This window comes from Arcicella rosea (assembly GCF_040543805.1).
Taxonomy (GTDB): domain Bacteria; phylum Bacteroidota; class Bacteroidia; order Cytophagales; family Spirosomataceae; genus Arcicella; species Arcicella rosea.
This window is the reverse complement of record NZ_JBEUMS010000011.1, coordinates 1-21,601: the sequence shown is the minus strand read 5'-3', so window position 1 is coordinate 21,601 and position 21,601 is coordinate 1. Positions and strand designations below refer to the sequence as shown.

Sequence of the window (21,601 nt, the reverse complement as noted above, 5' to 3'; positions counted from 1 at the left end):
AATTCTTAGCAATATAAGAAATGAAAAATTTCATCTTAAAAAATACAAAATCACTCCTTGCTTCGGCCATTATGTTGTCGGCAACGGGATGTTCGGATTTGAAAGAAAATCCAGATTTTATTAATCCAAGTACTTTTTATCAATCAGCTAAAGAACTTGAATTAGGCGTAAATGCTGTTTACGACGACCTTACGATGGGCAATGGCGATTGGTTCAATCACTTTTACAATCGTTATGTATTTGAATGTTTGGTGGGTTATCAAGTAGGTTGGGAGAAAGGTCCACTTCAATATAATTTAGGAAATATCAGTGCTTCTGATGATTACATCAATGCTTATTGGCAACAGTGCTATCGCTCGATTGACCGTGCGAATAATATCATCGAAACGGCTGATAAAATTCAAGATGTAGCCAATGCTGATAAAGTAAAGCGCATCAAAGCAGAAGCTCAGTTTTTAAGAGGTTTTTACTATTATGAATTGGTAAGATATTTTGATAATCCTCCTTTGAAAATTACTTCAACGCAGAGCTACAACGATTTACCAAGTAATGATGGCGGAAAACAAAAAGTACTTGAACAAATCTATGCAGATTGTAGTGCAGCAGCAAGCGTATTACCTGCTTCATATTCTGGTACTGATGCTGGTAGAGCAACTAAATGGGCAGCAAAAACATTGTTGATGAAGGCTCAATTATGGGGACAAAAATGGGCCGAAGCTAAAGCTACTTCTGAAGATATTATCAACAATAGTGGGCTAACTCTTTATGCAGATTTTGGAAGTAATTTTGATATAAGCCATAAAAATCAAGGAGAAAGAATTTTTGAAGGACAGGCTTCTGCCAAAGTAAATTCATCAGAATACACTAATAGCTCTGCACACTTTAACCCTGAAGATTTTCCAAGTGATTTAGGTGGCGCTGGTTGGAGTTGGCTAAGTGCGACGAAAGATTTCAGAATGTCTTATAAAAGTTCTGATAAAAGAATTGACGCTACTTTTATTGAATCGTATCCAACAGGACGCACGGCTAAAAATTCAAAAGGAGAATTCCCTATTGTAAAATGGAGTGAAAAAGCAGATTATAATCTTTCTCGTTTTGGTGGATTAGTTGACCCGAATGCAAATCCAAACAAACCAGAAGAACTGATTTTTAGTAAAGCTTGGTCGGGCAAATTGGTGGAAATGAACACAAACTGGTCAACAACTGAGAAAAATACGATTTATTTACGCTATGCCGATGTTTTACTTGGTCATTCGGAAGCTTGTAATGAAAGTGGACAAGGTGATGCTTTTGCAAGTATTAATAAACTACGTGACAGAGCTGGTTTAGAACCTTTGAAAGGACTTTCGCAATCGGCTTTGAGAGATGCGATTGTTGATGAAATTATTCATGAATTTGCTTTTGAACAAGTGGGTTATCCAGAACTTCGTCGTAAAAGTAAATTTGGAGGAAATCCAGATTATCTTGGAGCGTACATCAAACGCTATTCTGATACTTATAAAGTTGGAAGAACTGTAAAAGCCAAAGATTATGTATTGCCGATTCCATTGATTGAAATTCAAGGAAATCCGAAAGTGAAACAGAACATCGAATGGCAATAGTTTTTGATTGAAAATAATAGTTTAAACATTCCAAATCTTCAAGATTTGGAATGTTTTGTTTTTGAAAAGTGATGTTCACTCAACCGCTATTTAAATTTGAACTACCTCAATGAAGAGATTATCAGTACTTCTCCTTTTGTTTTTTTGTGCTTGTCAACCTGAAAAAGGAAAGTTTTTTACAGTAATTCCTGCAACTGAAAGTGGAATTTCTTTTCAAAATACGGTTGTTGAAAATGATTCTTTCAACCTGATTGATTACTATTATGTCTATAATGGTGGAGGCGTTGCCGTTGGCGATATTAATAATGATGGTTTTACCGATGTGTATTTTACAGGAAATCAAGTAGCCGATAAATTGTATTTGAATTTGGGCAATGCTGAAAAATCATCTTTCAAATTTGAAGACATTACCGAAAAAGCGGGGATTAAAAAAGGAGGTTGGAGTACGGGCGTAACAATGGCTGATGTCAATGGCGATGGACTATTAGATATTTACGTGTGTAAATCGGGAAATTATCCATCTTCTCAACGAGCTAATCAATTATACATCAATCATTCTAGCGGAGGAAAAATTGCTTTCACTGAATCGGCAAAAGAATACGGTTTAGCCGATACAACTTTCAGCAACCAAGCCGCCTTTTTTGATTTTGATAAAGACAATGATTTAGATTTATTCCTCATTACAAGTACAAATTCCACCCGAAATCCGAATGCTTTGATTGCTCCTATTGTGGATGGAAGTGGTTTGTCTGCTGATAAACTTTTTCAAAATAATGGAAATGGCACTTTCACAGATATTTCTCGAAAAGCAGGAATTTTACACGATGGCATGAGCTTAGGTTTATCCATTGCCGATATTAATGAAGATGGTTGGGAAGACATTTTTGTTGGCAATGATTTTCTTTCTAACGATTTACTCTACATCAACAATCATGACGGTACTTTCACAGAATCCGCTAAAGAAAGTTTTGGACATCATAGTCAGTTTTCGATGGGAACTGATGTTGCTGATTTTAACAATGATGGGAAGTTCGATATAATGTCGGTTGATATGCTTCCTACCGATAATGAACAGCGGAAAAAAATGGCGGGGCCAGCCAATTATGTGCAGTACGAACAAAGTTTGGCTTTGGGCTACCATCCGCAATTTATGCGAAATATGTTGCATTTGAACGTCGGAAAAACGCCTGATGGTAAAGTGCATTTTTCTGAAATAGGTCAGTTGGCTGGCGTTCACAGCACCGATTGGAGTTGGTCGCCATTGTTTGCTGATTTTGATAATGATGGCAACAAAGATTTGTTCATCAGCAATGGTTATTTGCGAGACATTACCGATTTAGATTTTGTAAGCTATAATACAGAAATGGCGCAAGCAAGTACTTCCAAAAAAGAAATGGATGACTTGATGAAAAAAGGAGCATTGAAGATGAATACGCTTAAAAAAGTGAATTACTTGTTTCGTAACAAAGGCGATTTGACTTTTGAAGATATTTCCGAGAATGCTTTTGGCGATTTGCCTTCGCTTTCAAATGGTGCGGCTTATGCAGATTTTGACAATGATGGCGATTTAGATTTAGTCGTGAATAATATCAATCAAGAGGCTTTTTTATTAAAAAACAACACGCCTTCAAAAGCATTTTTAAAAGTAAAACTACAAGGTACAGCTCAAAATACTTTTGGTTTGGGAACAGATGTTACGCTTTTTCAGCAAGGAAAATTGCAGAAAATTCATCAGTCTGTCACTAAAGGTTTTCAATCCTCTAGTGATTTTTTGATTCATTTTGGTTTAGGTGAAAATCCTAAAATTGATTCTTTACAAGTACTTTGGTCGGATGGGAAATCGCAGACCATCAAAAATGTAAAGAGTAATCAAACTCTGCTTGTAGATTATAAAAATGCCAAAGTAAACGTTCCAGTACAGCAAAAGCCTTCAAGAATTTTTACAGATGAATCAGATATGTTGAAAGATTATGTTCATCAAGAAGAACCTTACATGGACTACAATCAGGAGACCTTATTGATGCACAAACTTTCTCAGCAAGGACCAAAAATGGCTTCTGGTGATGTAAATGGCGATGGTTTAGACGACTTTTTTGTGGGAGGTTCGTATTTACACGAAGGGGAATTTTTCATTCAAAAACCAAATGGAAAATTTCAGCAAACCGCTCTGACGAAAGAGAAACTGGAAAAAAATGAAGAAGATATAGGCGTATTATTATTCGATGCTGATAACGATAAAGATTTGGATTTATACATTGTGAGCGGCTCAAACGAGTATTTTGATGGTTCAAAATACTATCAAGACCGACTGTATTTTAATGATGGAAAAGGAAAATTCACCTTGACAAACAATCACTTACCCAATATTACCCATAGTGGTTCTTGCTTAGTGGCGGCTGATTTTGACCATGATGGAGATTTAGATTTGTTCAGAGGTGGAAGGCTAATGCCTTTGCAATATCCAAAAGCTGGTGAAAGCTATTTGTTGAGAAATGAAGGAGGATATTTTAGAAATGTCACCGAAAGTTTTGCGCCAAATTTGAAAACGATTGGGATGGTTACTTCGGCAGTTTGGGCAGATGTTGACCATGATTCTTGGGAGGATTTAATCGTAGTAGGCGAATGTATGCCCATTACTTTATTTCAAAATAATCAAGGGAAATTGGTAGAAACCAATACTTTTCCAGCATCAAATGGTTTGTGGAATTGTATCAAAGCCGCTGATTTTGACAAAGATGGCGACATCGACTTTGTGATAGGAAATCTCGGAACAAACAATCGTTACCAATTTTCGAAGCAAGAACCACTGACGATTTACGGAGCGGATTACGATAATAATGGTCGTTGGGATGCTATTCCTTCTTACTTTTTGAAAGGAATTGAATACCCAATTCCATCCAGAGACGAGCTTGTTCGGCAAATTCCTTCTTTCAAAGCGAAGTTTAATACTTACGCATTGTATGGCAAAGCTACCATGAACGATGTACTTTCTGAAGAACAACGCAAAGCGGCGACGATAACAAAAGTGTTTCTTCAAGAGAGTATTTATCTTGAAAATTTGGGAAATCAAACTTTTAAATTGAAGGCTTTGCTCAAACCTGCTCAATGGTCAGTTTGTCAAGATATTTTGATAGAAGACTTGAATGCCGACGGAAATTTAGATATGATTTTAGTAGGAAATGATTACGGTGTAGAACCTGTGGCTGGGCGATACGATGCATCTTATGGAACGGTTTTGAAAGGAAATGGCAAAGGAAATTTTGAAGTACTGGCTTTAGAAAAAACAGGTTTTTTTGCTGATGGCGATTGTAAAAATATCATTTCAATTCACCATTCAAGTACTAAAAAGTCGGTGATTGTTTCTCGAAATGCTTCTTCTTTAAAAGTATTAAGTTTTGAAAAAAGACTTCCAAAATAATAATTGATTTAATTTTTAGAGACTTTTAAACCATAATATTATCCATCAAATTCAAGATAAACTCTATGGTTTTAGGCTCTTGAAATGAGTTGTTTTGTAGAAATGTTTAATCCATCAAAAGACAGATTTTAGAAAAATGTATAAAAGACAATTACTAATCGGTTTATTTTTCTTAGGAATTTTATTGAATTTTTCCGTAGGCATTTTCGCCCAACAAAAAATTTCATTGGCTGGAACTTGGGAACTAAAACTCGACCCACAAGATAAAGGTCTTCAAGAACATTGGTGGTCAGTTCCTTATAAAGATAAAGTGAAATTGCCCGGTTCATTAACTGAAAATGGAAAAGGTGACGACATTACTTTACAAACTCCGTGGACTGGCGATGTAATAGATAGTACTTACTACTTTTCAGAAAAGTATGCAAAATATCGTCAGAATGATATAAAAATACCTTTTTGGTTGAAGCCAACAAAGTATTTTGCTGCACCTGCTTGGTACAAAAAAACAATTGATATCCCTGAAAATTGGGCTAAGAAAAAAGTAATCTTGAATTTAGAGCGTTGCCATTGGGAGACCAGTGTTTTTATCAATGGTAAGTTTGCTGGTACTCAAAATAGTTTGGTTACGGCACATCAATATGATATTACAGGTCTTCTGAAAGAGAAAAATAATGAGATTGTGATTCGTGTAGATAATAGAATTAAAATCTATATCGGACCAAATTCTTCAAGTATTACCGAACACACACAAACCAATTGGAATGGAATTGTTGGGGAAATTTCTTTAGAAGCAAAAGCCTCAACGAATATCGAAGATATTCAGATTTTTCCCCATCTTTCTACTTCGTCAGTACAAGTTTCTTTAGGTTTGAAGCAGACAAGAAATCAGACTTTTAAAGGAAAAGTAATTTATCAAGTACAAAGTCTGCAAGGAAATAAAACGCTTTTGCCAGCGCAAGAAGAAGCGGTTAACTTTTCTTCTGAAAAGACGAATCTTAACTCTACTTATCGCATTCCAAATCCTGAACTTTGGGATGAATTTTCACCTAATTTATACCAACTAAAAACGCAATTAGTGGATGAAAAAGGAATATTGATTTCTGAAAATCTATCGACCTTCGGAATGCGTGAAATGTCAACGATTGGTTCTCGAATTGCCATCAATGGTCGCCCGATTTTCTTGCGTGGCGATGTTGATTGTGCAGGTTTTCCGCTGACGGGCTATCCTTCTACGGAGCGTACTTTTTGGAATAAAATCTTTACAACTATCAAAAGTTACGGACTCAATCATTTACGTTTTCACTCTTGGTGTCCGCCAGAAGTGGCTTTTCAAGTGGCAGATAGCTTGGGTGTTTATTTATATGTAGAAAGTCCGCTTTGGGCAAATCAGGGAAGTGCTGTTGGAACAGGTGGTTTGGTGGATGATTTTATTTACAAAGAATCAGAACGCATTTTGAAAAATTATGGTAATCATCCTTCTTTTTGCATGATGTCTTACGGTAATGAACCAGCGGGTATCAACCAAAATGAATTTCTTGGAAAATGGGTTGAACATTTCAAACAAAAAGATACTCGTCGTTTATATACCAGCGGTGCGGGTTGGCCAATTTTGCCCGAAAATCAATTTAATATTAGTCCAGATGCTCGTATTCAACGTTGGGGTGAAGAGACGAACAGTATTATTAACAAAGATAAACCAAACACCAACTACGATTGGAGAAAGATAACTGGAAAAACAGCCAATCAGCCATATATCAGTCATGAAATTGGGCAATGGTGTGCATACCCCAACTTAAAGGAAATATCGAAATACACGGGCGTCTTGAAGGCAACTAATTTTGAAATTTTCAAAGAAACTTTAGAAGCCAAAGGCATGGGCAATCAAGCTGAAGATTTCCTTTATGCTTCTGGTCGTTTGCAAACACTTTGCTATAAAGCCGATATTGAAGCCGCTTTACGTACTCCCGGTTTTGGTGGATTTCAGTTATTGGGCTTGCATGATTTTCCCGGACAAGGTACAGCTTTGGTTGGTGCTTTAGATGCGTTTTGGGAATCAAAAGGTTATACTTCACCCGAAGAATACCGTACTTTTTGTAATACTACCGTTTTGTTAGCTCGTTTTCCATCTTTGATTTATACCAATCAAGAAAATATGGAAGCTACTTTAGAGATTGCGCATTTCGGAGCAAAAGCTTTAAAGAATGCTAAAATATTATGGCAGATTGTAGATGAATCGGGCAAAGTACAACGAAAAGGGTTTTTTGTCAAAGAACAAGTTGATATTGATAATGTACAAACTGTTGGTCAACTAAAAGAATCATTGTCTGGCTTTGCTAAAGCTCAAAAATTAGTCTTAAAGTTAAGTATTGAAGGCACTGATATTAAAAATAGCTGGGATTTTTGGGTTTATCCTGCTAAGCTTTCGGTAGAATCAGCTACAGGAAATGTTGTAATTGCTGAATCTCTAAATCCTGAAATTATACAACAATTAGAGTCTGGGAAAACGGTTTTATTATTGCCTTACAGTCGTGTGAAAAAAGGAAAAGGAGCAGAAGTAAAAGTTGGGTTTTCAAGTATTTTCTGGAATACGGCTTGGACAAGCGGACAAGGTCCACACACTTTGGGAATTACTTGTAATCCGAAAAGTCCAATTTTTAAGGAGTTCCCAACTGAATCTTTTAGCAATTATCAATGGCAAGATATTATGAGTCATTCACAAGCGATAATTCTGGATGAATTCCCTACTTCCTTAAAAGCAAGTATTCAACCGATTGATACTTGGTTTGAAAATCGCCGACTTGCTTTGGCTTTTGAGGCAAAAGTAGGCAAAGGAAAACTGATGGTTTGTAGCATTGATTTAACTAATAATATTGACCAACGTCCTGCTACTCGTCAACTAAAATATAGCTTATTAAAATACCTAAATAGCAAAGCATTTAATCCGACCCAACAAATGGAAGTAACAGCTTTACAAGGTTTATTTGAAACTAATAAGTAGTCTTTATTTTACATCTCCTAACTGTGTTTTGTAAAACCTTAACCAAGAAATTACACACAAACTATGAATAATCAATTAGTGAATGTTTGGGAAGAAACCGTCGTGATTCCTACTTATGGCATTGGAAAGCCTGAAAAGAATCCGATGTTTTTAGAAAAAAGAGTTTACCAAGGAAGTAGCGGTGTTGTGTATCCGCATGCTGTCATTGAAAAAATAGAAGATACCAAAGAAGATAAAAGTTATCAAGCCATTTATCTGGAAAATCAATATTTGAAAATTATGATTTTGCCAGAATTGGGAGGAAGAATCCAAATGGCTTATGATAAAGTAAAACAACGCCATTTTATCTATTATAACCAAGTGATTAAACCCGCTTTGGTAGGTTTAACAGGTCCTTGGATTTCGGGCGGAATTGAATTCAATTGGCCACAACATCACCGTCCGAGTACTTTTGAAGCCATTGATTTTTCGATTGAGGAAAATGCCGATGGCTCAAAAACGGTTTGGGTTAGCGAAGTTGAACGTATGTTTCGAACAAAAGGCATGGCGGGCTTTACTTTACATCCTGATAAAGCTTATTTAGAAATTCAAGGAGTACTCTATAATCGCACGAGTATTCCGCAGACTTTTCTTTGGTGGGCAAATCCTGCCGTGAAAGTAAATGATTATTATCAATCCGTTTTTCCACCAGATGTGTATGCGGTTTTCGACCACGGAAAACGGGATGTTTCTTCGTTTCCAATCGCCAAAGGCACTTATTATAAAGTAGATTATTCGCCCGGAACGGATATTTCTTGGTACAAAAATATTCCTGTGCCTACTTCTTATATGGCGATAAAATCGAAGTATGATTTTATGGGCGGTTATGAAAATGATAGCAAAGGCGGATTATTACACGTTGCCAATCATCATGTTTCGCCCGGAAAAAAACAATGGACTTGGGGAAATGGAGAATTTGGCTATGCCTGGGACAGAAATTTGACGGATGAAGACGGTCCATACATTGAGTTGATGACGGGAGTTTTTACTGATAATCAACCTGATTTTTCTTGGATTATGCCCAATGAAGAGCGTCGTTTTGTGCAGTACTTTATGCCTTACAGCGAAATAGGTATCGTAAAAAATGCTACTAAAGAAGCGGCGATTAATTTGGAATACGAAAATAAAATTATTCACATTAAAGCTTATGCCACGGCTTCGTATCCGAATGCCAAGATTGAATTGAAATTAAACGATAAAGTTATTTTTGCTGAACCAATTGATATTTCGCCAGAGCAAACGTTTCATCACTATTTGCCTTTTCCTGCGGTTCAATTAGAGCAACTACATTTACGTTTATTAACGGCTAAAGGCGTAGAATTGGTCGCTTATCAGCCCGAAGTAAAAGTTGAAAAAGAGATTCCAGAACCTGCTATGGCGGCGAAAATTCCCGCTGAAATTGAAAGTAATGAGCAATTGTTTCTGACAGGACAGCACATCGAACAGTATCGCCATGCTACTTATTTGGCAACTGATTATTACGAAGAAGTAATCCGCCGTGACCCACAAGATACTCGTTCAAACAATGCGATGGGTTTGTGGTATTATAAACGTGGACAATTCGCCAAAGCAAAACCATATTTTGAAAAGGCAATTCAAACGTCAACGCAAAGAAATCCAAATCCTTATAATGGCGAAGCGTATTTCAATTTAGGACTTTGTTTGACAAAACTGGGACTTTATGATAAAGCCTACGAAGTATTTTTTAAAGCTACTTGGAATGCCGCTTGGCAAGATAATGCTTATTTGGCTTTAGCAAGAATTTCCACCAGAAAAGGAAAATATGCTCAGGCTTTAGAAGAAGTAAGTAATTCGATGCTCAAAAATTGGCATGGACACACGGCTCGCCATTTGAAAGTAGCCATTCTTCGCCATTTGAACAGAAAAGAAGAAGCGCTAAAGCTGATAGAAGAAAGTTTACAAATAGACCAATTCAATGTGGGCTGTTTGTTTGAAAAATATCTCATTGAAAAGTCTTTTGATAAAAACTTGGCAAAAGAAACTTTCACAAGGTTTACTACACTTTTACGCCAAAATGTGCATACTTATCTGGAATATGCTACCGATTATTTAGAAGCAGGTCTTTTTCAGGAAGCTGCCGATTTGCTGTCTGTTCATCTTTCTGAAAGTAAAGAAGCTTATCCGATGTTGTATTATTTTATGGCTTTTACTTACGAAAATCTTGGAGATAATGCACAAAAAACACGTTTTCTTGAGAAAGCTCAACAGGCAAATCCCGAATACGTTTTCCCGAATCGTTTAGATGAAGTAGTGGTTTTGACATGGGCAGTGGAACAAAATCCATTAGATGCCAATGCTTATTATTTCTTAGGAAATTTTTGGTATGCTAATCGTCAATATCCTGAAGCCATTGCTTGTTGGGAACGTTCAGCGAATTTAAATGATACTTTTCCGACGGTTTTTAGAAATTTATCTTTGGCTTACTTTAATAAACTCAATGATGCAAAAAAGTCGCTTGAAGCGATGGAAAAGGCTTTTTCTTTAGATCAGAAAGATGCGAGAGTATTGATGGAACTTGACCAATTGTATAAAAAACTGAATCATAATCCACAAGAAAGGCTCAATTTATTAGAAAAAGACCTTGAAGTAAGTAACCAACGAGACGATTTATTTTTAGAGAGAATTACTTTACATAATCAGTTAGGGAATTATGCAAAAGCAGTTGAATTATTAGCTTCTCGACAGTTTCATCCTTGGGAAGGCGGCGAAGGAAAAGTAGTAGGACAGTACTTAATTTGCCATCTTGAATTAGCTAAAAAAGCGATTGTAAATCAAAACTTTGAAGAAGCTTTAAGCTTGCTAAATGCTGCAGAAAAGTATCCAATCAATTTAGGTGAAGGCAAATTATTTGGAGTGCAGGAAAATGATATTTTCTATTTAAAAGGATTGGCTTATGAAGGTTTAGCCATGCCAGAAAAAGCGAAAGAAAATTTTCAGTTAGCGACAATAGGCTTAGATGAACCCGTTCAGGCGGTTTTTTATAATGATCAACAACCCGATAAGATTTTCTACCAAGGTTTGGCTTGGAAAAAATTAGGAAATCTTGAAAAAGCAGAAGCACTTTTTCATAGACTGATTGGCTTTGGAGAAGTTCATCAAAATGATGAAGTAAAGATTGATTACTTCGCTGTGTCTTTACCCGATTTATTGGTTTTTGATGCAGATTTAAACGAAAGAAATCAAATTCATTGCTTTTATTTGATTGGTTTGGGGCATTTAGGTTTAGGTTTTTATGAAGAGACTCAATCTTTTTTTGATAAAATACTGAGCTTGAACATCAATCACCAAGGAGCTATTTTACATAAAAATATGATTGACTTTTTGAAAAGATAGTCGTGTAGTTAATGAATACCATTTTGAGAATTTTTGTGGGAATGATGATAATTAGATGTAATGCTAATCACCAATCACTATTTTCTAATCACTAAAAAATTAATGTTTCCCCATTTTTCTGAAATCACGAGGCGACACGCCCATTACGGTTGTGAATACTCTGCTGAAATGATAAGGGTCGTTATAACCAATTTGATAAGCAATCTCTTTGATTCTCAGTTTGCTATATTCTAATAAACGACATGCTTGTTGAATCTTGAGGAAAGTGAAAAAGTTGATAGGTGAGCTTTGTACTTTTTGGCGAAATACTGCTGAAAAGTGCGAAGCTGACATTCCCGCTACTTCTGCTAATTGTTCCAAAGTAAGCGTTTCAGTAAGGTGTTCTTTCATATAAAAAATCACTTTGCTGATGGGGTCTGCATCAGAAGATTGTTGAGGATTTGGGTTAAAAACTGAGGCTTTGAAAGTAGTAAGAAAATGGGCAAAACTGGTGTTTGCATAGACAATATTATCGTCGTTGAATGACATCTCAATATGTGAAATAATGTCATCAAACATTACTATCCGTTCGCTGTTGGGAGGCATCATAATCGGTGCATAATTTTCTGAAACATCAATCAGAAAATCAAGATAATGAGTGGAACGTGAACCCGTAAAATGCACCCAATAAATAGACCAAGGGTTACTTAGGTTTGCACCATAACTGTGTGCAATATTGGCAGGTAGGATAAAAAAGTGGTCAGGTTTTACAAGGTATCTTTGGTTGTTAATCTCGAACCAACCTTCGCCATGTACACAGTAAATCAAAATGTGTTGTAAACAGCCATACTTGCGTTCACGAGCGTGAAAACCTGCTTTTGGGTAATAACCAATATCAGTAATATGTAATGCTTCAACCAATGGATGCTTGGCAATTCTGGTCAGCAATTCATTGGGCATGATGTAAGTTCGTTGCCCGACAAAGCCTTCTTGTTTTTCAATCATCAAAATATTGTTTAATAATATTGTCTATGTATTTCGTAAAAATAGACATGTAAAAGTAGTATTGAAACTGATAAATTTGCAATTAAATATAAATATATTTAAACATATTAATGGAAAATATAAACAACAATACTCGATATACATTTGTCATTTCATTCATTTCAGCACTTGGCGGTTATCTTTTTGGTTTCGACTTTGCCGTTATTTCTGGAACATTACCATTTTTAAGAGAAGTATTTGCTCTTAATGCTTGGTGGGAAGGTTTCCTAACTGGCTCATTAGCATTGGGTTGTATGTTGGGTTGTATGTTGGCTGGAAGAATTGCCGATAAATATGGCAGACGTCCCGCACTGATGATTTCCGCTTTGGTTTTTGCCTTATCATCTTTGGGAATGGCGTTTTCCAGTACTTTATCCATCTTTATCAGTATGAGGTTTATTGCAGGCGTTGGCGTAGGAATGGCTTCAATGCTTAGTCCGATGTACATTGCTGAGGTTTCTCCTGCTGAAATTAGAGGTAGAAATGTGTCAATCAACCAATTAACGATTGTTATTGGAATTTTAATTACCAATTTGGTTAACTACAAACTCTCAACGATTGGTCCAGATGCTTGGCGTTGGATGTTTGGTTTAGGCGCAATTCCTTCGCTTGCTTTTTTTATTGGAGTATTTTGGTTGCCAGAAAGCCCACGCTGGTTAATTCAGAATGGGCAAGTAACTTTAGGAGAAGCTATTTTAACTAAAATTGGTGGAAAAGATTTTGCCCAGAAGACTTTAATCGATGTGGAAAAATCATTGTTAAATGTTCAAAAAGAATCTTTTGCCTTACTCTTCAAAATTGATTACCGCCCTGCTGTTTTGGTGGGAATCGGTTTGGCTGTTTTTCAACAATTATGTGGTATCAATGTGGTTTTTAATTATACTTCAACCATTTTTGAAACGGTAGGTGCAAATCTCGACAGACAACTTTTTGAAACTGTTGCGATAGGAATTATCAATCTGATATTCACGATTGTAGCGATGTATCAAGTAGATAAATTAGGACGAAAACCTTTGATGTTGATTGGTTCTTTAGGACTTTCTGTTTTGTACATCATCATTGCTTTACTCTTGAAAAACCAAGCCGACCCACGTGTACTTTCCCTTTTTGTATTGATGGCTATTAGTACTTATGCTTGTTCTTTAGCACCCGTTACTTGGGTGTTGATTTCTGAAATTTTTCCGAATAAAATTAGAGGTAAAGCTTCTTCAATTGCCATTTTAGCTTTGTGGGCAGCTTATTTTGTTCTGGTATTTACATTCCCAATTTTAGCTGAAAAAATGGGTACTTTCGGTCCATTCTGGATGTACGCTGTGGTGTGTTTTGCGGGTTTTTGGTTTATTAAATTGAAAGTAAAAGAAACCAAAGGAAAGACTTTAGAAGAATTAGAAGATGTGTTTTTGGGGCATTAGGCAAGAGTTGAGAATTGTGAGTGTAGAATGCTGAGTAAAGAAATGTCCTTGCCTAAAGCATATAGCCTATCGCTTTTTCATTACACTTACAGACAGCATTTTAAAGATTTATCTACTATTTAGAAGTGTATTAAATGCTAAGGTATTAGAAGTAATGGCTCAAGTTTTAAAAATCTGATTGAAGAATATTTTATTTTTTATCATTGTAGCGGCAACCCTTGCGGTTGCCTTCACACAATGGACTAGCAACCGCAAGGGTTGCCGCTATGGATTGTTTGGTTATAAATATAACAAATTACGGATTAGAGACATTGCTTATAATCACTAAATCACTCATTCAGTAAATCACTCAATAGATTAAGAAATCACTCAATAAAATCTTATGAATACGAATAAATTACTCTTCATTAGTAGCATTATCATTATCGGAGGATATTCTGTGTATTCATTTTTAGGTGAAAAAAATAAAGTTGATTATAGCACAGAAGTAAAGCCGATTTTGAATAAACATTGCATTGCTTGCCACGGAGGTGTGAAAAAGCAAGGGGGATTTAGTTTGTTGTTTCGTGAGGAAGCTTTGGGTAAAACAGAATCTGGGAAACCAGCCATCATTCCGGGTGATGCCAAACATTCTGAGTTTATCATTCGCCTAACGCACAAAGACCCAGAGGAAAGAATGCCTTTGAAAAAAGAGCCTTTGAAGAAAGAGGAAATAGAAATTTTGACAAAATGGGTGAATCAAGGGGCAAATTGGGGTGAACATTGGGCTTTTGTAAAACCAGAGAAGCCATCAGTACCTAACAAAGGTTTTTTCGCTGGATTTTTTAGCTTGTTTTCTGAAAAATGGGAGAAAAATGACATTGACTATTTCGTAAAAAATAAGTTAGATGAAGAAGATTTAGCTCCTTCTAAACAAGCTGATAAAGCGATTTTATTAAGAAGAGTATGTTTAGATTTAACAGGTTTGCCACCAACCGAAAAACAAATGCAAGCTTTTTTGAAGGATGATTCAGAAAATGCTTATGAGAAATTAGTTGATACTTTGTTGGCTTCTCCACAATATGGCGAACGTTGGGCAGGAATGTGGTTAGATATGGCAAGATATTCTGATACGAAAGGCTATGAAAAAGACGAAGGCAGAAATATTTGGCAATATCGAGATTATGTGATTAAGGCTTTTAACAAAGATTTGCCTTACAATCAATTTATAAAAGAACAATTGGCAGGCGATTTATTGAAAAATCCAACAACTGAACAATACATCGCCACGGCTTTTCATCGAAATACGGTCAATAACGATGAAGGCGGAACGGAAGATGAAGAATTTAGAAATGCCACAATGGTGGACAGAGTAAACACTACTTGGGAGGTTTTTCAATCGACTACTTTTGCTTGTGTGCAATGTCATTCACATCCTTACGACCCTATTCGGCATGAAGATTATTATAAATCAATGGCGTTTTTTTATAATACTCGTGATGAAGATGTACCAGATGATTCTCCTTATTTAAGACAATTCAATCAGCCAGAAGACAAGGCTAAATTGGCGAATTTACAGCATTGGTTAAAGACAAATTTCAGTATTCAACAAGAAAAAGAAATTACCGAATACTTAACTTTTTTAGAACCTAAAATTCATCCGCATGCTGGTGATCAATTTATCAATGGTGCTTTGGCAGATACTAAATACTTGGGTGTAAGAAATGGCGGTTCTGTGCGTTTTAAAGCTTTGCCTTTGTCTGGAAAACGCCAGCTTTTGGTAGCTTATGGAAACAAAACGGGAGGTTCGACTTTGATGGAAATTCGTTTGGGTTCTTTAACGGGAAAAGTATTAACGACGATAAAATTAGATACAACCGAAAAAAGAGGGTGGACAAATTCTTGGGATTATCAATTGTATGATTTGCCAAAAATGGATGGTCGTCAAGATTGGTATTTGACTTTTAAAAATCCTAAAGTAAAACCCGACCAAAGTACTTGTATTATTGGAAGCTTTACTTTATTGCCAGAATTTCCGGGAAGAGAAAGAGCTGATTTTGCCGAAAAGAGAAAGATATTTTTGGAATTGGTCGGAGCAAATACAGAAAATACGCCTGTGATGCTTGACTCTCCCAAAGAGTATGCTCGTCAAACACACGTTTGGGAGCGAGGCAATTGGTTAACTAAAACGACGTTGGTTCAGCCAGACATTCCTGCTTCTTTAGGAAAATTACCTAAAAATGCACCCAAAAATCGCTTGGGTTTGGCAATGTGGTTGGGAAGTAAAGAAAATCCATTGACAGCCAGAGTAGCCGTCAATCGTTTTTGGGAACAACTGTTCGGAACAGGGTTGGTCGAAACTTTAGAAGATTTTGGTACGCAAGGTTTTACACCAACCAATTCGGCTTTGTTAGATTTTTTGGCGGTAAAATTCATGGATGAGTATCAGTGGAAACCTAAGAAACTGTTGAAAGAAATGGTGATGTCGGCTACTTATCAACAAGATTCAAAAGCGAATCAAGATTTGTTAGAAAAAGACCCGATGAATCGTTTGTTGGCTCGTGGACCAAGAGTACGTTTATCTGCCGAGCAAATCCGTGACCAAGCTCTTTTGGTCAGTGGTTTATTGAGCGATAAAATGTATGGAAAAAGTGTAATGCCTTACCAGCCAGAAGGCATTTGGAATACGCCTTATAGCAGTATGTCTTGGAAACTGAGCGATAAAGAAGACCAGTACCGAAGAGCGTTATATACTTATTGGCGACGCTCAACACCTTATCCTTCGATGATTACTTTCGATGGAGCGAATCGTGATATTTGTTTGGCAAGAAGAATCAGAACGAATACGCCTTTGCAGGCGCTCGTTACTTTGAATGACCCTGTGTATTTGGAATGCGCCAAAAATCTGGCAAAGAAAATGGATAAAACAGGAGGGACGATTGACGAACAAATTCGCATTACTTATCAATTAACGATGTGTAAAACGATTAGCGAAAAGAAATTAGCATTATTAAAAAAGCTATATGTCAGTACTTTTTCAACTTACCAAAAGAATAAAGTGGAGGCAGAAAAATTACTCAATGTTTGTCCAGACGATAATATAAAACCCAAAAATATTCCAGACTTAGCATCTAAAACATTGGTAGCAAGTACTTTATTGAATTTGGATGAATTTATAATGAAAGAATGATTTTGATTTGGGCTTTGTGGTTTCGGATGTCGGATTTATTTTTTTGAAGCCTAAAAACTTTTATTCACTGAATAAACTATGAAAAATTTACAACAAGAGCTTCTTTTTGAAACGCTTCGTCATGAAACTCGTCGGCATTTTCTAAAACAGTGTACTACTGGTTTGGGTATGATGGCGATGGGTTCTTTATTACAAAGTTGCGGAAGTACTCAGCAAAATAATTTGGCAAATATTGCCAATCCATTATCGCCCAAAATGCCCCATTTTGCAGGAAAAGCAAAATCGGTTATTTACTTGCACATGGCGGGCGCTCCTTCGCAATTAGAATTATTTGATTATAAACCTGAACTCATGAAATTGGACGGACAAAGTTGTCCGCCATCATTTCTGGAAGGGAAAAAGTTTGCTTTCATTCGTGGAGTGCCACAAATGATGGGACCACAAGCACAATTTCAACAAGTAGGCAAAAGCGGAGCGTGGATGTCGGATAATATTCCTCATTTACAAACGGTTGCTGATGATATTTCATTTTTGAAATCAATGTACACCGACCAGTTTAATCATGCTCCAGCACAACTCCTCCTTCATACAGGTTCGGCACGTTTGGGGCGACCAAGTACTGGCACTTGGGCAACGTATGGTTTAGGTTCAGAAAACCAGAATTTGCCGGGTTATATGGTACTTACTTCTGGCGGAAAAAATCCTGATGGAGGAAAAGCCTTGTGGGGAAGTGGTTTTTTGCCTTCGGTTTATCAAGGAGTACAATGTAGAAACCAAGGCGAACCCGTTTTGTATATTTCTGACCCATCAGGCGTAAACCGTGATGTACGAAAAAGTACGATTGATGCCATTACCGAAATCAATAAAGAATCGTATCAAGAATTCCATGACCCAGAAACTTTAGCCAGAATTTCCCAATATGAAATGGCTTTTAAAATGCAAACTACCGTACCTGAAGTAATGGATATTACTAAAGAACCAGTTTATATTCATGAAATGTACGGCACACAATTGGGAAAAGAATCCTTTGCCAATAACTGTTTATTAGCCAGAAAATTAGTAGAACAAGGTGTTCGTTTTGTGCAGTTGTTTGATTGGGGCTGGGATTCTCACGGTGGTGCTTCCGAAAGTACAGATGTTCGTAATGGCTTGAAAAATAAATGTGCTACAGTTGATAAACCGGTTACGGCTTTAATTCAAGATTTAAAACAGCGTGGTTTGTTAGATGAAACACTCATCGTTTGGGGAGCAGAATTTGGTAGAACGCCTATGGCAGAAAACCGAGAAGGCAAAGCCGCAGCATTTAAAGGAAGAGATCATCATACAGAAGCTTTTACTGTTTGGATGGCAGGCGGAGGAATCAAAGGCGGTTACTCGCATGGCGAAACCGACCCTGTTGGTTATGTTGGCATTAAAGACAGAACAACCGTTTTTGATTTACAAGCTACCATCATGCACTGCTTAGGTTTTAATCATGAAGAATTTACTTATCCATTCCAAGGAAGGAATTTTAGATTGACTGATACAGGTGGAAAAGTGATTCAATCGGTGCTGTCCTGATTGGGCAGGATAGAGCAATTAGAGTATAATCAGCAAGATATATCTTACCTCTGTAAAACAAACCTTATATAATATCATGAGAAAGATACAAATTGCATTTTTAGTTTTATTGACAAGTTTGTCAGCCATTGCTCAGACTGGCTATACGCCAAGTCCAGAAAACATTAAAGCTCGTGAAGAATTTCAAAAAGCACGTTTTGGGATGTTTATTCACTGGGGTTTATCAAGTGTTTTAGGCGATGGCGAATGGGTCATGCAAATTAAAAATATTCCTGTAAAAGATTATACCAAACTCCAAAGAGCTTTTAATCCTGTTGATTTCAATGCTAAAACTTGGGTGGATATCGCCAAAGGTGCTGGCATGAAATACATTACGTTGATTACTCGTCACCATGATGGCTTTAGCAATTTTGATACAAAACAATCGAGCTGGAGTATTATGAACACGCCTTACAAACGTGACATTGTGAAAGAATTAGCTGATGAATGTCACAAACAAGGCATCAAAATCTGTTTCTATTACTCTTTGTTGGATTGGTATCGTGACGATTATCCTTATGAAACTGGTAAAACTGGAAAAGGCACTGGACGTACTAAAAAGAGCGATTATGCCAGTTATTTAGCTTTTATGAAAAACCAATTGACAGAGCTTTTGACGAAATACGGTGAAGTATCAGCCATTTGGTTTGATGGACATTGGGATCAATTGGAAAATGACCACGACAAGACTTTACAATCTAAAATTGATTGGAAGTATGAAGAAATTTATAGTTTGATTCACAAACTACAGCCACAATGTTTAATCGGAAATAATCACCATTTAAGTCCTATTCCAGGAGAAGATTTCCAAATGTTTGAACGTGATTTGCCGGGCGAAAATAAAGGAGGTTTAAGTGGACAAGAAATCTCAGCTTTACCATTAGAAACTTGTGAGACACTCAACGGAGCTTGGGGTTATAATATAAAAGACGATAATTATAAATCTCCAAAGCAATTGGTTGATTACTTAGTACGTGCTTCGGGTTATGGTGCCAACTTTTTACTAAACGTTGGTCCAATGCCAAATGGTGAAATTCAACCAGAATTTGTAGAGCGTTTAGCCAAAGTAGGTGATTGGACAAAAGTATATGGCGAAACCATTTATGGAACAAAAGGTGGTTTTATTCGTCCGCACGAATGGGGAGCAGTCACTGAAAAAGGGAACAAAACATACCTTCATTTATTGAAATTCAAGGATGAAAAATTCATGTTGAAAATTCCTCAAGCTTTTAAAACAGCAAAATTATTTAAGAATGGAACACCGATTAAATTCCAGAAATTAGATAATAATTACTTCGTTTTTGACATTGCCGCTTTGGATAAAAACGAAATTGACAACGTAATTGAATTAGAAAAATAAGATGAAAATAGAAAAGACAATTCCTTTGTTGAGAATCTTTGATGTGGATAAAGCCAGAGAATTTTATATTGATTGGCTTGGTTTCAAAGAAGATTGGACTCATCAATTTGAAGAAAATACGCCTTATTACATTCAGATTTCGAGACAGGAATTGACTTTTCATTTAACAGAACACGTTGGCGATTGTTCGCCTGTAGCAAAAATATTCATCAACTGTACCGACATAGAAAGTTTTTTTAAAGAATTACAAGCGAAGCCATATAAGTATTATCGTCCTTCAATTGAAGAAGCTTTTTGGGATGCCCGAATTATCAACTTAATAGACCCTTTTGGTAATAAATTAGTTTTCAACGAATATCACAAATCATAATCAATGAACGAGCATCAATCAAGAAGAAATTTTCTAAAAACCAGTACTTTAGCGATGGGGACAGGTTTGATTGCTAATACGCCATTAGCTAATAAAATTCCAAAGAAAATGGACGAAGTAATCATCGGACACAATTCACACAAGTACAAAGTAGTGGCAGGTTGGGGCGTTTTGGATGCTGATAAAAACCCTGTAAACGATTGCCACGAAATGGTGGAAGACGCCAAAGGTCGTTTGATTATGTGTACCAACGAAACCAAAAACAATATTTTGATTTATGATAAATCAGGGAAATTGTTAGAAGCTTGGGGAACTACTTATCCCGGTGCACATGGTTTGACGATTTCAAACGAAGGCGGAGAACAATTTCTATTTATTTGTGATAATGCTCGTCATCAAGTGATTAAAACAGATTTGAAAGGTCGTGAAGTAATGAAATTGGAGTACCCAAAAGAAACAGGCGTTTATGAATCTCCTAATCGTTTTGTTCCAACTGAAACAGCGGTAAATCCAGCCAATGGAGATATTTATGTGGCTGATGGATATGGTTCACAATACATTACGCAGTACGACAGCAAAGGGAAATACATTCGTCATTTTGGTGGATACTCAAAAGAATATGCAGATGAAAAATTTGATACTTGTCATGGTATTTTAGTAGATACTCGTGATAAAAAGAATCCAACTTTATTGATAACCGACCGTTCTCATACTTGTATGAAAAGATTTACTTTAGACGGTAAATTCTTAGCCGTTTATCATTTGCCGGGTACTTTTGTTTGTCGCCCAGTATTGCATGGCGATTATATTTTTGCAGCTGCTTATAGAAGTTCAGACCAATCATGGAATAATTCGGGCTATATTCAAGTAATGGATAAAAACATGAAAGTAATATCAACGCCGGGCGGTTCTGAGCCGATTTATAAAGACGGAAAATTACAACGCCAGCATAAAGACGACCCGAACCAAGTATTCATGCACCCGCATGACCTTTGGGTAGATTCAGACGAAAATATTTACGTTCCACAGTGGAGTTCTAAAAAAACATATCCGATTAAATTAGAAAGAATCGCTTAGGAGTGATGAGTTTTGAGTGCGGAATGAGGAGCGATTTTTTTGGTAGTTCAACTGATGGCATGACTCGCAGTCATGCCATCAGTAAATGAGTCTGTTCACCGAACTGTGTCAGTTTAAATTTAAGTTTATTTTTTTACTTTTACTCAGACACACTTTATTATGGAGACTCCTGACAATTTTG

Annotated in this window: 11 protein-coding genes; 10 read left to right on the top strand and 1 reads right to left on the bottom strand. The window is 36.5% G+C overall.

The window, feature by feature from the left end; genetic code table 11:
• The first annotated feature begins 20 nt into the window (after window positions 1-20).
• The 4 genes from ABID42_RS14765 to ABID42_RS14750 all read left to right on the top strand — a co-directional run bounded on the left by ABID42_RS14765 (window position 21) and on the right by ABID42_RS14750 (window position 11,410).
• Entirely contained in the window at window positions 21-1,601 is a 1,581-nt protein-coding gene (locus ABID42_RS14765) for a RagB/SusD family nutrient uptake outer membrane protein (RefSeq protein ID WP_367284312.1), read from the top strand.
• A gap of 109 nt (window positions 1,602-1,710) precedes the next feature.
• The gene (locus tag ABID42_RS14760) at window positions 1,711-5,019 is read left to right on the top strand and encodes a VCBS repeat-containing protein (RefSeq protein WP_367284311.1); all 3,309 of its coding nucleotides are present in this window, start codon (window positions 1,711-1,713) and stop codon (window positions 5,017-5,019) included.
• A gap of 136 nt (window positions 5,020-5,155) precedes the next feature.
• A complete protein-coding gene (locus ABID42_RS14755) occupies window positions 5,156-8,017 on the top strand; it encodes a DUF8487 domain-containing protein (RefSeq protein ID WP_367284310.1) in 2,862 nt (953 codons plus the stop codon).
• Between the two features lie 63 nt (window positions 8,018-8,080).
• A complete protein-coding gene (locus ABID42_RS14750) occupies window positions 8,081-11,410 on the top strand; it encodes a DUF5107 domain-containing protein (protein ID WP_367284309.1) in 3,330 nt (1,109 codons plus the stop codon).
• A gap of 99 nt (window positions 11,411-11,509) precedes the next feature.
• On the opposite strand, the gene ABID42_RS14745 is transcribed toward ABID42_RS14750, so the two are convergent.
• Entirely contained in the window at window positions 11,510-12,394 is an 885-nt protein-coding gene (locus ABID42_RS14745; protein ID WP_367284308.1) for an AraC family transcriptional regulator, read from the bottom strand.
• Window positions 12,395-12,504: 110 nt separating this feature from the next.
• Between ABID42_RS14745 and ABID42_RS14740 the strand changes: the two genes are divergently transcribed.
• From ABID42_RS14740 to ABID42_RS14715, 6 genes are all read left to right on the top strand, one after another.
• Window positions 12,505-13,845 carry a sugar porter family MFS transporter gene (locus tag ABID42_RS14740; protein WP_367284307.1) on the top strand — a complete coding sequence of 447 codons (1,341 nt, stop codon included), beginning with the start codon at window positions 12,505-12,507 and terminating at the stop codon, window positions 13,843-13,845.
• Window positions 13,846-14,227: 382 nt separating this feature from the next.
• Window positions 14,228-17,014 (top strand): DUF1553 domain-containing protein, encoded by a 2,787-nt coding sequence (locus tag ABID42_RS14735; RefSeq protein ID WP_367284306.1) that lies wholly within the window; start codon window positions 14,228-14,230, stop codon window positions 17,012-17,014.
• A 78-nt stretch (window positions 17,015-17,092) separates the two neighbouring features.
• On the top strand, window positions 17,093-18,574 hold the full coding sequence (locus tag ABID42_RS14730) for a DUF1501 domain-containing protein (protein ID WP_367284305.1): 1,482 nt from the start codon (window positions 17,093-17,095) through the stop codon (window positions 18,572-18,574).
• Window positions 18,575-18,650: 76 nt separating this feature from the next.
• The gene (locus ABID42_RS14725) at window positions 18,651-19,973 is read left to right on the top strand and encodes an alpha-L-fucosidase (RefSeq protein WP_367284304.1); all 1,323 of its coding nucleotides are present in this window, start codon (window positions 18,651-18,653) and stop codon (window positions 19,971-19,973) included.
• Window position 19,974: 1 nt separating this feature from the next.
• Window positions 19,975-20,343 (top strand): glyoxalase superfamily protein, encoded by a 369-nt coding sequence (locus ABID42_RS14720; RefSeq protein WP_323255200.1) that lies wholly within the window; start codon window positions 19,975-19,977, stop codon window positions 20,341-20,343.
• A gap of 3 nt (window positions 20,344-20,346) precedes the next feature.
• The gene (locus ABID42_RS14715) at window positions 20,347-21,420 is read left to right on the top strand and encodes a twin-arginine translocation signal domain-containing protein (protein ID WP_367284303.1); all 1,074 of its coding nucleotides are present in this window, start codon (window positions 20,347-20,349) and stop codon (window positions 21,418-21,420) included.
• Window positions 21,421-21,601 lie beyond the last annotated feature (181 nt).

Excerpts from the sequence above, each read along its gene's own strand:
- ABID42_RS14765 (WP_367284312.1), top strand. The coding sequence starts at position 21 with ATGAAAAATTTCATCTTAAAAAATACAAAATCACTCCTTGCTTCGGCC.
- ABID42_RS14760 (WP_367284311.1), top strand. The coding sequence starts at position 1,711 with ATGAAGAGATTATCAGTACTTCTCCTTTTGTTTTTTTGTGCTTGTCAA.
- ABID42_RS14755 (WP_367284310.1), top strand. The coding sequence starts at position 5,156 with ATGTATAAAAGACAATTACTAATCGGTTTATTTTTCTTAGGAATTTTA.
- ABID42_RS14750 (WP_367284309.1), top strand. The coding sequence starts at position 8,081 with ATGAATAATCAATTAGTGAATGTTTGGGAAGAAACCGTCGTGATTCCT.
- ABID42_RS14745 (WP_367284308.1), bottom strand. The coding sequence starts at position 12,394 with ATGATTGAAAAACAAGAAGGCTTTGTCGGGCAACGAACTTACATCATG.
- ABID42_RS14740 (WP_367284307.1), top strand. The coding sequence starts at position 12,505 with ATGGAAAATATAAACAACAATACTCGATATACATTTGTCATTTCATTC.
- ABID42_RS14735 (WP_367284306.1), top strand. The coding sequence starts at position 14,228 with ATGAATACGAATAAATTACTCTTCATTAGTAGCATTATCATTATCGGA.
- ABID42_RS14730 (WP_367284305.1), top strand. The coding sequence starts at position 17,093 with ATGAAAAATTTACAACAAGAGCTTCTTTTTGAAACGCTTCGTCATGAA.
- ABID42_RS14725 (WP_367284304.1), top strand. The coding sequence starts at position 18,651 with ATGAGAAAGATACAAATTGCATTTTTAGTTTTATTGACAAGTTTGTCA.
- ABID42_RS14720 (WP_323255200.1), top strand. The coding sequence starts at position 19,975 with ATGAAAATAGAAAAGACAATTCCTTTGTTGAGAATCTTTGATGTGGAT.
- ABID42_RS14715 (WP_367284303.1), top strand. The coding sequence starts at position 20,347 with ATGAACGAGCATCAATCAAGAAGAAATTTTCTAAAAACCAGTACTTTA.